At 37.1% G+C, this 13,900-nt stretch carries 16 protein-coding genes; 11 read left to right on the top strand and 5 right to left on the bottom strand.

The annotated features are described in order from the left end of the window. The first annotated feature begins 213 nt into the window (after positions 1-213). A complete protein-coding gene (locus ACFTQ7_RS01220) occupies positions 214-1,689 on the top strand; it encodes a UDP-N-acetylmuramoyl-L-alanyl-D-glutamate--2,6-diaminopimelate ligase (RefSeq protein ID WP_386826896.1) in 1,476 nt (491 codons plus the stop codon). Here ACFTQ7_RS01220 and ACFTQ7_RS01215 read toward each other — a convergent pair. Then, positions 1,670-2,170, bottom strand: coding sequence for a PaaI family thioesterase (locus tag ACFTQ7_RS01215; protein WP_386826895.1), 501 nt, complete (start codon positions 2,168-2,170; stop codon positions 1,670-1,672). The two genes, ACFTQ7_RS01220 and ACFTQ7_RS01215, sit on opposite strands and share 20 nt — an antisense overlap. An 87-nt stretch (positions 2,171-2,257) precedes the next feature. On the opposite strand from ACFTQ7_RS01215, the gene ACFTQ7_RS01210 reads away from it, so the two are divergent. The 3 genes from ACFTQ7_RS01210 to ACFTQ7_RS01200 all read left to right on the top strand — a co-directional run bounded on the left by ACFTQ7_RS01210 (position 2,258) and on the right by ACFTQ7_RS01200 (position 4,601). Next, positions 2,258-2,704 carry a YlbF/YmcA family competence regulator gene (locus ACFTQ7_RS01210; RefSeq protein ID WP_349658945.1) on the top strand — a complete coding sequence of 149 codons (447 nt, stop codon included), beginning with the start codon at positions 2,258-2,260 and terminating at the stop codon, positions 2,702-2,704. 180 nt (positions 2,705-2,884) lie between these two features. Then, positions 2,885-3,937, top strand: a complete 1,053-nt coding sequence (locus ACFTQ7_RS01205; protein ID WP_386826894.1) for a tartrate dehydrogenase — start codon at positions 2,885-2,887, stop codon at positions 3,935-3,937. A 208-nt stretch (positions 3,938-4,145) separates the two neighbouring features. Continuing rightward, positions 4,146-4,601 (top strand): DinB family protein, encoded by a 456-nt coding sequence (locus ACFTQ7_RS01200; RefSeq protein WP_386826893.1) that lies wholly within the window; start codon positions 4,146-4,148, stop codon positions 4,599-4,601. Between the two features lie 76 nt (positions 4,602-4,677). On the opposite strand, the gene ACFTQ7_RS01195 is transcribed toward ACFTQ7_RS01200, so the two are convergent. Then, positions 4,678-5,583 (bottom strand): glycerophosphodiester phosphodiesterase family protein, encoded by a 906-nt coding sequence (locus ACFTQ7_RS01195; protein WP_386826892.1) that lies wholly within the window; start codon positions 5,581-5,583, stop codon positions 4,678-4,680. A gap of 251 nt (positions 5,584-5,834) precedes the next feature. Here ACFTQ7_RS01195 and ACFTQ7_RS01190 point away from each other — a divergent pair, with 251 nt between their 5' ends. Beyond that, positions 5,835-6,107: a YlbG family protein gene (locus ACFTQ7_RS01190; protein WP_197141746.1), complete on the top strand. Its 273-nt coding sequence runs from the start codon at positions 5,835-5,837 to the stop codon at positions 6,105-6,107. Positions 6,108-6,109: 2 nt separating this feature from the next. On the opposite strand, the gene ACFTQ7_RS01185 is transcribed toward ACFTQ7_RS01190, so the two are convergent. Beyond that, positions 6,110-6,499, bottom strand: coding sequence for a DUF7147 family protein (locus ACFTQ7_RS01185; protein WP_386826891.1), 390 nt, complete (start codon positions 6,497-6,499; stop codon positions 6,110-6,112). 56 nt (positions 6,500-6,555) lie between these two features. On the opposite strand from ACFTQ7_RS01185, the gene ACFTQ7_RS01180 reads away from it, so the two are divergent. The 3 genes from ACFTQ7_RS01180 to coaD all read left to right on the top strand — a co-directional run bounded on the left by ACFTQ7_RS01180 (position 6,556) and on the right by coaD (position 9,369). Continuing rightward, positions 6,556-7,983 carry an RNA polymerase II gene (locus ACFTQ7_RS01180; protein ID WP_386826890.1) on the top strand — a complete coding sequence of 476 codons (1,428 nt, stop codon included), beginning with the start codon at positions 6,556-6,558 and terminating at the stop codon, positions 7,981-7,983. Between the two features lie 215 nt (positions 7,984-8,198). Continuing rightward, positions 8,199-8,750: a 16S rRNA (guanine(966)-N(2))-methyltransferase RsmD gene (gene rsmD, locus ACFTQ7_RS01175; protein WP_386826889.1), complete on the top strand. Its 552-nt coding sequence runs from the start codon at positions 8,199-8,201 to the stop codon at positions 8,748-8,750. A gap of 127 nt (positions 8,751-8,877) precedes the next feature. Next, entirely contained in the window at positions 8,878-9,369 is a 492-nt protein-coding gene (coaD, locus tag ACFTQ7_RS01170; protein WP_386826888.1) for a pantetheine-phosphate adenylyltransferase, read from the top strand. A gap of 98 nt (positions 9,370-9,467) precedes the next feature. Here coaD and ACFTQ7_RS01165 read toward each other — a convergent pair whose 3' ends face one another. After that, positions 9,468-10,367: a hypothetical protein gene (locus tag ACFTQ7_RS01165; RefSeq protein WP_386826887.1), complete on the bottom strand. Its 900-nt coding sequence runs from the start codon at positions 10,365-10,367 to the stop codon at positions 9,468-9,470. 118 nt (positions 10,368-10,485) lie between these two features. On the opposite strand from ACFTQ7_RS01165, the gene ACFTQ7_RS01160 reads away from it, so the two are divergent. Continuing rightward, positions 10,486-11,532 carry a SepM family pheromone-processing serine protease gene (locus tag ACFTQ7_RS01160; protein ID WP_386826886.1) on the top strand — a complete coding sequence of 349 codons (1,047 nt, stop codon included), beginning with the start codon at positions 10,486-10,488 and terminating at the stop codon, positions 11,530-11,532. A 199-nt stretch (positions 11,533-11,731) separates the two neighbouring features. Here ACFTQ7_RS01160 and ACFTQ7_RS01155 read toward each other — a convergent pair whose 3' ends face one another. Then, positions 11,732-12,943: a nucleotidyltransferase gene (locus ACFTQ7_RS01155; protein WP_386826885.1), complete on the bottom strand. Its 1,212-nt coding sequence runs from the start codon at positions 12,941-12,943 to the stop codon at positions 11,732-11,734. Between the two features lie 196 nt (positions 12,944-13,139). On the opposite strand from ACFTQ7_RS01155, the gene ACFTQ7_RS01150 reads away from it, so the two are divergent. Then, positions 13,140-13,673: a YceD family protein gene (locus ACFTQ7_RS01150; RefSeq protein ID WP_386826884.1), complete on the top strand. Its 534-nt coding sequence runs from the start codon at positions 13,140-13,142 to the stop codon at positions 13,671-13,673. Between the two features lie 24 nt (positions 13,674-13,697). Beyond that, positions 13,698-13,871, top strand: a complete 174-nt coding sequence (rpmF, locus tag ACFTQ7_RS01145) for a 50S ribosomal protein L32 (protein ID WP_010858320.1) — start codon at positions 13,698-13,700, stop codon at positions 13,869-13,871. Positions 13,872-13,900: the final 29 nt, after the last annotated feature.

Below are 13,900 nucleotides of genomic sequence, written 5' to 3'. Positions count from 1 at the left end.
CGTTTACGAGACAGTGAATCTCGTTCCGCTTTCGGTACATCTAAAATGCTGGAATATATAGAAATCAAAGACTGAAGATATACTTGGTAAAATCAAGTGTATCTTCAGTCTTTTCAGTTAGACGAAAAAGAAATGCACAATGACCAACTACAATTTTCGTCACACCATTATATACGCCGTCATATGCTAGAGAACCGAAAGGGGGAATGAAGCTTGCAATTAGCTGAGCTATTAAAAGACTGGCCGTGTAGTGTAACTGGAGGATCTATTCGTACAAATATTACAGGCGTTGAGGATTATGCTCAGGCAGTAAAACCTGGGGATATTTTCATTGTACGTAAAGGTAAGAAAACATCGGGAAGTCGTTTTGTAAAAGAAGCATTAGCTCGTGGAGCTGCCGCTATAGTATCAGAGGAAAGTATTTCAATACCTATTACTGATCAAAGTATTCCTTTTGTTTGGGTTCCGAATACATCCTTATTTTTATCGTATGCGAGTGCAAAGCTTTCAGCCTTTCCAGCGGAAGCATTAACAGTCATAGCGGTTACGGGTACAAATGGTAAAACAACAGTGAGTCATTTTGTGAGCCAATTGCTAAGAGCTCTACATAAAAACGTCGCGGTTATTGGAACTGTAGGATTTTTCATCAATGAACAGAAACAGCAAACAGTGCATGAGCAATTAACTACATTACAGGCAAAAGAGTTGCATCCTATTTTAAAGCAATGTGTACGAAATGGTGTTACACATGTTGTTTTAGAAGCTTCGTCAATGGGGTTACAGCAACATAGGCTGGATCATTGTGATATCGATTGTGGTGTTTTTTTAAATTTAACGGAGGACCATTTAGAAGATCATGGAGGACTTGAAGCTTATAAGCGTGCGAAAAAAAGGTTGGCAGATTTGTCAAAAAAGCTTGTGCTAAATGGGGATGATAATTTTTGCCGTTCCGTTGGTATTTATGATAAGAAAAAATCCTGCTCATTCGGCTTTGATAATCATAATGATTTACATATCCAAATTGTTAGTGAATCAATTGGAAAAACGGTGCTTTGTTTACAAACGTCCTCGAGTGAACATATCGTAGAAATTCCTTTTAACGGAAAATATCATGTGCAAAATGCTGTAGCTGCGTTAATGACTTTATGGCGACTAGGTTTTTCAATTGAAGATCTAGCGGAGCATATGTGGTTGTTAAGGCTACCAGAAGGAAGGCTTGAGAAAATAGACAATCCATTTGGGGTTGACGTGTATGTAGATTATGCTCATACGGCCGAGGCATTACAGGCTGTTTTGCAAACTTTGGATTGTTCTAAAAACCTTTACCTTGTATTTAGCTGTGGGGGGAATCGAGATAAGGCGAAACGTTTTGCGATGGGAGCGGTAGCTAGTAAGCATGCGGATGTCATCTTTTTAACAACGGATAATCCACGTGATGAGGATCCTATTTTAATTAATGAAAGTATTATTGCTGGTTTTACTGAGCAGCAATATTATGAAATCTATTTAGATCGAAAAGTTGCTATTCATCAAGCGCTAGCAAAGGCAGAAAAAGGCGATATTGTACTTGTTGCCGGAAAAGGGCATGAACAAACCCAACAAATAAAAAATCAAAAATTCCCTTTTTCCGATCAACAATGTATTCGAGATTACTTTTTAAATCTTATGTCTAAGGACGGCGTTGAATAACAAAGAAAGATCCAGTCGCAATAGCAAGTCTTCGTCCAGTCTCATCCTCGATATCACATTCCATCACAAGTGTCTGGCGCCCTTTATGGACGAAACGCCCACGAGCGATTAGTTCCTTGTTCGTTGTTGTAGCAATATAAGAGATATTCATATTTGTTGTGACAACATTAAAGCTTTCTGGCACTGAACGCGAAGCAAGTCCGCCCATTGCTGCATCTGCAATTGTTGCAATAATCCCACCGTGTGGTACCTTAATAGTATTATGGATAACAGGTGTAATGGGAATGCGAACTTCACTAACTTCGGGTTCAAATTTGCCTACCATATGTAAGGCAGCATTAATATAACGTCGATGAATACCTTGTTGTTTATCGCGAAGTCCAGACAATAAATGTAGTAAGACTTCCTCATCTTCAGCTGTGCTATGTTGTAAAATCTCTGCAAGTAATTGTTCTATTTGTTCTTTAGATGATGGTACCAATTTAAAAACTCCTTCATTTAAAAGTATCAATAATGTAAAATTACCATAAAATCTGTTATGATGGAAAAGAGATTGGGGGAATTAAAAATGATGATGACCTCTGACTGGGCAATCATTTTGGATGAGGCCGATGAGCTTTGTGAGATGATTCTTTCCTCTGAGCCTGCGAAAGCGCTGCAACAAGCTTATGATGATGTGTATAGCGACGTCCAAATAGTGGAAGCTATTTACGCTTTCAATCGCATGAAAGAGCAGTACGAAGATGTACAACGTTTCGGAAAATATCATCCGGACTATCATACAATTATGAAATCGATTCGTCAGCAAAAGCGCGCACTCGATTTAAATGAAAAGGTTTCGGCATTGAAACTTGCTGAGAACGATTTTCAAGATTTGCTTGACCAAATAAGCTTACTTATAGGGAAAACTGTTTCTGAAGCGGTAAAAGTTCCTGTAAGTAATCCGTTCTTTGCATCAGGTTCTTCATGTGGTGGAGGATGTGGCTCAGGTGGTTCTTGCTCATGCTCTGCTTAACACAAGGTAATGCTTTTTAATAGACTATATACAAAACTCGATTGAGTTTGTATATAGTTTTTTTTATTACTATATTATGTTGTAGCGACAGCAACATACATCAGGATGAAATTGCTGAATAAAAATAAAAATTGTATAGTAATTGAATAGGCTATATAGAAATTAAAGGAGGATAAATAGATGAAGACTTATCGAATTGCCGTTATACCAGGAGATGGGATTGGTAAAGAGGTAGTACCCGCGGCGATAGAAGTGCTTAATAAAGCTGCTCAACTAGATGGCAGCTTTCAATTTGAATGGACAACATTTCCATGGGGCTGTGATTATTATTTAGAGACAGGTAAAATGATGCCTGATAATGGTATTGAAATTTTAAAAGGTTATGATCAAATCTTTTTAGGTGCTGTAGGTATGCCCGAATTAGTACCAGATCACATTTCGTTATGGGGACTACTGATTAAAATACGCCGTGAGATGAAACAATCTATTAATGTGCGTCCAGCAAAGCTACTTCAAGGTTTGCCTTCACCTTTACGTAACCCAAATGGCTTTGATTTTGTAGTTGTACGTGAAAACTCAGAAGGAGAGTATGCTGAGAGTGGTGGCAGAATACATAGTGGACAAGATGAAGTTGCTATCCAAAATGCTATTTTCACGAGGAAGGGAACAGAGCGGGCAATGCGATATGCATTTGAAATGGCGAAAAATCGACGTCAGCATGTTACAAGTGCCACAAAATCTAACGGAATTACGTATAGTATGCCTTTTTGGGATGAGGTGTTTGCTCAGGTTGGTAAAGATTATGAGGATATAGGACAAGTATCTAATCATATTGATGCTTTAGCTGCTTTTTTGGTGATGAAGCCAGAAAACTTTGATGTAATAGTTGCATCAAATTTATTTGGGGATATTTTAACTGACTTAGGTGGTGCAATTATGGGCAGCATCGGTATTGCGCCAGCTGCGAATTTAAATATAGAACGACAATATCCATCCATGTTTGAACCAGTTCATGGCTCTGCTCCTGATATTGCGGGACAAGGAATCGCAAATCCACTTGGACAAATTTGGACAGGGAAAATGATGCTTGATTTCTTAGGCTATCATGAGGTTGGTACCAAAGTGCTGAATGCGATGGAAGCAACATTAGCGCAAGGTATTAAAACAGGTGATTTAGGAGGAAAAGCAACATTACGTGATGTAACGGATGCGGTATTGCATCATTTACAATAAAGAAAAATATAAAAATTTATCATCAAAAGTTGTGCAAATCATTTGTTAAAATGTATGCATATAAGTTGATCTTCGTTACGACTGGGTGACTCCTTGGAGATCAGCGTTATGGTAATGATAGAATTTTAAACAGTGGGGTTTTCATCAGCTCGACTGTTTATTGGTTTTTGCTAAAACTTACTAAAAAATCTAAGGGGTGAAGGGTCACATGATCAAGTTTTTTCAGTATAACTGGCAAGTAAGAGACGAATGGTTCGAGTGGTGTAATCAGCTAAGTATAGAGGAATTGTTGCAGAAAAGAATTGGTGGAGTAGGTAGTATTCTATATACACTATTTCATATTATTGAAGTTGAATATAGCTGGATTCGTGGCATTATGGGAGAAAAAGACAGAATGTTCGATTTTGATGAATATAGAACGCTTGAAAAAGTAAAAAATCTTTCAATTGAATTACAAGACGAAATTATCGAATTTTTGAAGCATAACGAGAATTTAAATGATGAAATCGTAAAGGTCTCTTGGGATATAAATACTTATACAAAAAATGATATTTTACACCATACTATTACACATGAAATTCATCATATAGGGCAGCTTTCTGTATGGGCGAGAGAATTAAATCTATCCCCGGTACCTGCAAATTTTATAAGAAGAAAATATTAAAATAAAAGGTAAGGGCTATAAAAAGCAGCCCTTACCCATCAATGCGTTAACCTAATGGAAGTTAAGTTCCGTTCCGTTAATCTTGTTTTTGCAGTATTCCTACTGCAATATCAGGTCGATCTGTAACAATACCTTTTGCACCATTGTGAATTAATTTATTCATTGTTGGGACGTCATTGATTGTCCAATAATGAACAGGGATATTTAAATTGCTTAAAAACTGGATAAACTTCGGAGAATCTAAGTTAATTACTCCTGATTTAGGTGGTATTTGGAATACATCTACCTTTGGATGATATAAATGTCCGAACTGGCTTGAGAAAGAAGCGAATGCTTTACGAACATCTGACTCGCCTGCACCTAGTGCTACTTGATTTTGAGCATATAAATTAAAGCGATCAATCTGTTCGCCGTAGAAGCTTGTGACAACTACTCGATTCTCAGCACCAAGCTCTTCAATTAAACGCCATAGTTTAGACGGCATTAAACTTCCTTCATACGTATCTGGCGCATCTTTAATATCAATATTGACTAACATGTTTGGATAAGATTGTAGAAGTTCGCGTAAAGTTACAACGTCTATTTTTTCATCTCGATAAGGAAATTCTCCATCCAAATCTTCAAATTGATAACCGTGGTTTAATGCATTTATTTCTGCTATAGTCATATCTGCAACAAGTCCATAGCCATCTGTCGTACGATCAACAGTATCATCGTGGAAAACGATAATTTCCTCATCTTTAGTTAAGCGAATATCTATTTCAAAGCCCTGAACACCTAACTCCATGGCTTTTTCAAAAGCAGGCATTGTATGCTCAGGTGCTAAATGAGCACCGCCACGATGTGCAAGAATAATTGGGTGATCAAATTGTAATGCTTGTTTACCTTCTCGTTGTTGAGGTTTAGAAATAGCTTTACTACCTGCCCAAGCCGCTGCACTTGCTGCTGCGATTGCAAGCGCAATCTTTGTTTTCTTACCCATATTCGTCCTCCTTAACAATTAAAATAATATAAATAGTACTGACAATTTCACTTTTAAATTTTCAGTGAGCAAACAAAAAATTATAACTTAAACTAGTGCTCTATTAACTTGCATAAGTGAATGTAAAAATCTTAGTCAACGTTGTATGCTTTTCCATTATAACGGAAAATCAAGCGTTCTGTCAGCTAAACTCTGTTGCTATCATTTTCCGGTCTATGGTATTCTTTTATGTAAGAAATGAGGGGAATACTATGAACGAACGCCAAGGACTAATCGTTTACGTCCATCAATTAAAACATGCGAAGTCTCTTCGAAAATATGGTCATGTTCTTTATATTTCTCGGAGGCAAAAATATGTAGTTCTTTATTGCGAGCGAGAGGAAATTGAATCAATGACAACAAAACTACAACGCCTTCCATTTGTGAAAGACGTTGTAAAGTCTTATCGTCCATTTGTTAAAACTGAATTTGAAAATGCGAAACCAGATAAAGCGAAAGAATATGACTATAAAGCAGGTCTATAATACTATGTTAAAGATGGTATATAGTGATGAAGTCTCATTATTCCGATTAAGTATTGATAAAATAGTTTTGATTCCGAAAATATAGAAGAGTGCTTTATTTCTACAACAACCGCTTTTCTATCTAGTCGTTTAATACTTTCTTCAAACATTTTTTGTCGCTGTGAAGGCTGCTCTTCATTATAAGGGATGCCTTCTCGACAAATATAAATCGGCATGAATTTACTTTCACCGACTGGTTTTAAAGCGATTGCTAAAGAGGCAAACTTTTTTTCTTCTTTAGTGGATGTTAGTATAAAAGCTTGGTGGAAGCGATCTTGATTGGTTTTCACTATTTCAAGTAGCTCATAAACATCACCATAGCCTTCACCTAATTCTATAAATTGTTGTGGCATAAAAATTGCACATCCTTTCCAATACACATAGTATCATGCTGCGGGAGGTCAAGCACATGAAATTTGCAATGAGTTTTTTTTCCATTCTAGTACTAATCATTTCCGGAACATTATTTTTTCAGTACCATGCCTATTCATCTGATTTAGAAGCAGGCAATGGCGAATTCCGTTATTCACAGGAGATAGAAATTGTCTATCGAGAAAATAGCTTGGATATTCGTCAACATTTTAAAAACTTACCAAACCAAAAAGTGAAAATAAAGTGGCCGGAAAATGCAGTGAACCCTAGTTGCTTTATCGATAACGAAAAAAGCTGTGAGCGTTTATCAGAAGAAGTCTCTTATTTTAAAAAAGGAGAGACTAAATCACAATCTGTTTCATACATAATTCCGATTGAGGGTGGCTTAAAAGATAAAATGCTCATCCAAAATGCTTTCGCCACATTAACGAATGGTGAAGCATCTTATTCCGTAGTACATATTTCAACCGATAGTAAAATTGTTGGTCAGTGGATCACGGGATTGCCTTTAGTAGGGCAGCAAAAACTATCACTTGTTAACTATACAATGTTTAGTGGAGATGGTACAGTTCGCGATATTTATTGGCAAAAGGGTAATTTAAAAGCGCAAGAGCAAACTCCTGTGTTATCTATTTATGCACGAGGAGCTATTTCGAAGGATTTATTGAAGTCATTGGAAAACATCAAATTTTTGAATGATCAACACATTGCTATTATTCAAGAAAAGAATCCGGTGAAAGAACATGATGACCGACTTTTATTTATGCCTGAGCTAACTGAACAAGCAGTTGCACAGGAAGTTATACTGTCACAAATAAAGTCACAATATAAGTTTAAAGATTCGCCAACATGGTTGCCGGAAGTTGTGGCATCCTATTTAGTGAAGGATACGATTGGTTCCGATAAAGCAAAGAAAATTGTGAAGACGTTAAAAGAATATATGACAGCAGATCAAGAGTCAGCATGGCAAGAATCTTTGGATAAGCTTGGGGAAGAGCCGATTTCCCCTGCATTAATGGACGATCTTTTATCAAAGGTATTAAATGCAAAAACGTCTTATTTTAAGTTGAATGCGGCCCAAGTAAACGGGACATATCCACTTTTATTTGAGGATGATCGAAATGTTTATGTGAATGATGTTTTGAGAAAAGATGTTCATGTGATCCTTTCTGAAGGACAAGTATTGTATACTGCTGATGCATTGTTGCCGTATCTAGGATATACGGTTGGTGAAGGGAAAAATGGATATTATATCAATAGTGATAATCGCACCTTCCGATTCCCGAAAGAGCCTGGGTTTTATGTATTTAATCAACGTAGATATTCTACAATTTCAGAACCAATTATAAAAATTGCCAATCATTATTATGTTGAAGAAGCTTGGCTACAACGATTATTTTTAGTAGAATTACAAAAAAGTGATGGTCGTATCAATATTAAGATGTTAACACAAGAGGAAGAATAAATTTTTGCAGCGGAGGTTCGTCTTTCGCTGCAAAAATACTTTTAACTTCTTTAAAGTGAGTGCTAAACACCCGCTGAAATAGAGGGACTCAGTCTAAGAACGCCATGTCATGTGGCGATTTGACTGTGCAAAAGCGAAGCGACAACACAATAAATAATAACAATTACGCCAAGGTGAAATTGTTATATGGAATAAGAAAGTACGGTGATTTGCCTATGAGAGTTGTAGCAGGAGAACGTAAAGGGATGCCGTTAAAGGCGATTGTAGGGAACACGACGAGACCTACAACTGATAAAGTTAAGGAATCCATCTTTAATATTATTGGTCCATTCTTTGATGGAGGTATAGCGCTTGATTTATTTGCAGGGAGCGGTGGCTTAGGGATTGAATCTTTAAGTAGAGGAGTTGAGCACGCCGTTTTTATTGAAAAGGATGCAAAGGCGTTCCAAGTACTTCAGGAAAACATAAAGAAATGTCGTTACGAGGATTGTTCTGAGCTATTTCGTATAGATGCGAAGCGTGCTGTGAAAGCGCTATTAAAACGTGATATTTCGTTTAAATTAGCATTTTTAGACCCTCCATATCACCACAAAGAATATTATGACTTAGTGCAGATTCTTGTCGACAATGATAAAATTCAACATGATGGCGTAATTTTATGTGAGCATGCAAAAGAAGTAGAATTACCACAGAGGTTTGGGGACTTTGAATTAAAAAGACAAGAAGCATATGGCGGAACGATTATATCCGTTTATCTTCATTCGTAGGGTATCCTAATACCCACTGAATAGAGGAACTCAGGCTAAGAACTTCACATCCTGTGAAAAAAGCAAGAGTGGCCACGTATGCAGCCATGATGAAATGGATCGTTATGCAAAGAAAGAGGGGAATAGATTGTCAGAGAAAATTGCTGTAGTTCCTGGGAGTTTTGATCCGGTGACATATGGTCACTTAGATATTATTAAACGAGCGGCAGATGTATTTGACACAGTTTATGTTGCTGTATTAAATAATTCATCCAAGCAGCCATTATTTTCTGTAGAAGAGCGTATGGCATTAATGGCTGAAGTGACTAAAACATTGCCTAATGTACGTATTGAAAGTTCATCTGGACTATTAATAGACTATGCCAAGGAAAAAAAAGCAAAAGCGATTGTCCGTGGTTTACGTGCTGTTTCGGATTTTGAATACGAAATGCAAATTACTTCGATGAACCGTTTTCTTGATAAAAACATTGAAACATTTTTCATCATGACAAAAAATCAATATTCATTCTTAAGCTCAAGCATTGTCAAAGAGGTTGCGAAATACGGTAGTGATGTTAGCGAGCTTGTTCCTGCTTGTGTCGTAGAAGCTTTGAAAGAAAAGTATAGTTTAAATAAATAAAAGAAACTAAGAGGATGTCTTATTTTTAAGACATCCTTATTTTAGTTTGAGGAGCAATTTGTTTCCTGCGTATAATGCTGAACCATGTAGATGATTATTTATTTTAAGAAAAAAAGAGCATAAATAGTAGGTACAATGATTATGCTAAGTAGGCGGAATTTTATATAGGGTCGAACAGACAGCTTGGCTGATTTTGCAATGACGAAAATTTGTAAGTGAATGCTTATACTTTGCATGGTCAACAACATAACAACTAGTAATGGCAAATACGAAAGATTTGGAAAAGCTGAGACGGTCATTTTAAGACCATTTGTAACTTCAAGAATTGCGGCTATGGAAAGTTCAGCTGCGTAGGGAAGATTAGGTAGCAGTGAATCTAAGCCTTGTTGGACAATCGTCTGGATGGTAGTGAAAAAAATTATTGTCGTTCCAACTAATAGTATTGTCGGAGCTGTTTCTTTTATGCTTTCAGAGAATGGTGCTGTATTCAAAGATGTATTGTGTATTGAGATGTTAGGAGGGTCTGTTTTACGAAATAAAAAGTAACCAGTTAGTAAGCAGCAAATATTAAAACTATGTAGTAAACATAAAAACAACCATCCGAACGTATTACTGTGTAATAAATCAAGGCTTACGAAGCCTAGCACGAAAAGAGGGCTTGGTGCATGACATACGGCTAATAAAAAATTTGCTTCTTTAGCGTGTAATTGCCCGCTGTTTTTTAAGTAAACAATGGTTGTTGCTCCAGACGGATACCCTCCGAGTGCGCTAATAATATAGGCTTGTACGTATAAAGAAGCTCTTTTTGTTTTCGTGCGCATAGGAGCCGTTAAACGGAGAAGCCATTGCGTTAAAATAAGATAAGGTAATAAATACGGGAATAGAGCATCCATAAAAAGGTTTAAACCTAAATCAGTACCTGTATGAGCTGTTTGTGGGAATAACAAGAGTAATAGAATAAGAACTATGCAAATCGCTATTTGAATTGTCGCGTACATGTTATCATCTCGTTTCAACTTTTTGTCATTCACATAGGCAAATGCTAAAATCAATATATGTAAAAAAGGCAAAAAAATGAACGTAAGGTTTTGCAAGCGTCCTAGGAGGTTTTTTCTTATGAAGAAAAAAATTAGTATTTATGCAATGGTATTAGTCGTGATTTGTTTTTTAATGTTATACCGATTAGACGCTTATATTATGAAGCCTGGAAGTGCTTATGATGTCAGTGAATTTGTTAACGTTGAAAATAGCCACACGAATGATAAAGGTTCCTTGAGCTTAATGACGGTGGCCATGCAGCAAGCTACGCCTTTTTCATATCTTTGGGCAAAAACTCAAAAATACCAAAAATTAATGGATATTACCCAAGTTCGAAATCCGTTAGAGGATGAAGAGGAATATAATGTTCGACAGCTTAAATTAATGACTGATTCTCAATTTAATGCAAAATATGTAGCTTTTCAGAGAGCTGGCCTTCAAACGAAAATTCTTTTTAACGGTGTTTTTGTATTAAATGTTCTTGAGGGCGGTGCTTCGGAAAATTTTTTAAAAGCTGGTGATGAGATTATTGAAGTTGATGGACAAAAAATTAGAAATCAACAAATGCTTGTAGATCTTTTAAAGCCGAAGCAGCTTGGCGAGAAAGTGACAATTGAATTTATACGTAATAAAAAAGAACAAGAGGTAACGATAACATTAAAGGAAATCCCTAGATCAGAAGAAACAAGGGCTGGTTTAGGTATTACTTATGCTGAAAGTAAATCTATTGAAACAAATCCAAATGTGTCAATGAAAACTGAGGATATTGGAGGTCCGTCTGCTGGACTAATGTTTACTTTAGAAATTTTAGACCAACTTCTCGAAGAAGATTTAACGAAGGGCTATGCTATCGCTGGGACAGGAGAGATGCTGGTTGACGGCACTGTTGGAAGAATTGGTGGAATAGACTATAAAGTCATTGCTGCTGATCGTGATGGTATGGAAATCTTTTTCGCGCCAGATGATGAAATTACTCCAGAAATGAAAGCTAAATATCCTGAGCTAGAATCAAATTATGCAACAGCAGTAAAGGTAGCGAAAGAAATTAAAACAAAAATGAAAATAGTTCCGGTTAAAACTGTGGATGATGCAATCGAATATTTAAAACAGATACAGCCGAAATAAGAAACAAAAAAGATGCTTGAAGAATTTCTGGCATCTTTTTATTGTGTTGAAAATCTTTGTATTATTGGGATTTACATAAAAGAAAACCGCTGCTCGCAGATAAAATATATTTTATGGCTCTTGGACCATTTTGTTTTTCTACAACATAAAAGGATGCTAGAAAAATTTCTGGCATCCTTTTATTGAGATCTTCTATTACTTAAAAACGAATGGGTGGTGTTTGATAATCTTTAGGCAAACTTTGCCCTTTTGATCTTTGCTCTATACTTAAATTGTATACCTCTGCTGCATGAATATCTACAGCAAGCATAGCATCATCCATAGCTGCAACACGACTGATTAAAGGTAAAGGTATGTCTTTTTTGTGCATACCCAAATACGCTTGTCCCTGCTTACTCATACCAAGTAAACGTATACTAGAAGGCGCATCAAAGCTTTGCAATTGTTCCTTTGTAAATCCAGTATAAATGTGCGTGAGCATACGTTGAAGTCGTGTCCAAGTATAGCGTTTAGATTTAATTTTCTCCATAAAGCTACCGAAAGAATGACTCGTTTTCGCTGCTTTAATAAGTGCATTCTCAATGCCTTCTGTTACCTCAGCATAGCGCGTCAGTTCACTAGGTGTGTGCCGAATAAGTGTAAACTGTAATAATGGCCAAAAAGTTTCCCAATTTGCAAATTTACCATATTTTCCATGCCAATCCGCTAAATGAACGAATGATGCTTTAGGTAGAAACTCTTGCACATTTTGTAGAGCACTTGTTGTTGCTAGTGCTTTGCGTATTCCTGTGGCGCTAGCAATGGATGCACCTTCTTGAATAGCGTCATGATAACCTGCAACGATGCGAGGGATCGTTAAAGGTTTAATGTTACTACCTAAAGTTTTGGCAGCTTCAATGTAGTGAAAACCAAGTATGTTGTTCGGTTGACCTAAATCAATGTATGCAGCAGGGAACTTTTGAGAAAGCTGTTCATAGGCGTAATGTAGACTTTTAGGATAGCTTGCACCCGTTTTAAGGCTTTCTTTAATAAGAGCGTTATATTCAGTGCGGTGATTATTAATGAGCTGAAACGTATTCATAAAGGGTTGTATGGAGCCATCTTCGCTTCCGAAAGCAAAAGAATCGCAACCAATTCCAGAAAGTAAGGAAATGGCTCCTTTTGCGAAATCAGTTGCAGGTGCCGTACTATATACGTAAGGTAGTTCAATGACAATATCGACACCACCTGCGAGAGCCATTTTTGTGCGTGTCCATTTATCGACCATGGCTGGTTCACCACGTTGCAAAAAATCCCCGCTCATGACAGCGATGACAATATCTGCTTGTGCTACTTTCTTCGCCTGTTCCAAATGATAGGCATGTCCATTGTGAAAAGGATTGTATTCAACAACTATTCCGACTGCTTGCAAATGTAAGCCCCCTTTATCTATATCATTTGCTTCTCGTTCTAAGGAGCATTTTTGCTTATATAGAACGGTTTGGAGCAAATACACATTTAATAATATATAATTATAGGTGGGTTTTATTGTGGTGACAAGAAATTATCTTGACATCTATTTTTACACATTATATAATCAACAGTGTTGTCTCGAGGTGATTAAACGAATGAAATGGTCAATTCATCAATTATCTAAATACCGCCAAAACGGGATGCCAATCGATGCCTATGTCCGGTTGGACGAGGTGATGGAGCGAAACCAGGATATTCGAGCAATTTCGCCCGTTCATGTAAAAGGGCTATGTACTTTCGGTGCATCGCAAATGACATGTCAGCTAACAGTGACAGCGACGTTAACACTTCCATGTGCACGCATGTGGGAAGATGTTGAGTTTCCTATCGAAGTTGAAACAGTTGAAATTTTTAGCTGGATTGACGAAGAAAAACGTGGGGAAGATGGCGGAGATATTCACTACATAGTTGGTGAAGTAATCGACATGAAGCCGGTTCTTGAGGAGTTAGTGCTTCTCGAAGTACCTATGCAAGTGTTCAAGGATAATACCGAAGGGCAAGTGCATGGTGGTAAAAACTGGACTTACGCAACAGATGAAGACGTTCAGCTACACAAAAAAGCTGACGAACAAAAAGTGGATCCAAGACTGGCTGATTTAGCTAAGTATTTTGATCAAACAGACGAATAGACGATCTGTAAGGAGGTGCCATCAATGGCTGTACCATTTAGAAGAACTTCTAAAACTGCAAAAAGAAAGCGTCGTACGCATTTCAAACTATCTGTACCTGGTATGGTAGCTTGCCCAAACTGTGGTGAAGCAAAATTATCACACCGTGTTTGCAAAGCTTGCGGACAATACAAAGGTAAAGAAGTAGTAAGCAAATAATTCAGTGTTTGCTCACGTCAAAGGCTAGT

Origin of the sequence: Lysinibacillus sp. NPDC056959 (assembly GCF_042674095.1) — a bacterium.
Classification (GTDB): domain Bacteria; phylum Bacillota; class Bacilli; order Bacillales_A; family Planococcaceae; genus Lysinibacillus; species Lysinibacillus zambalensis.
This window is presented reverse-complemented; position numbering and strand designations above follow the sequence as displayed.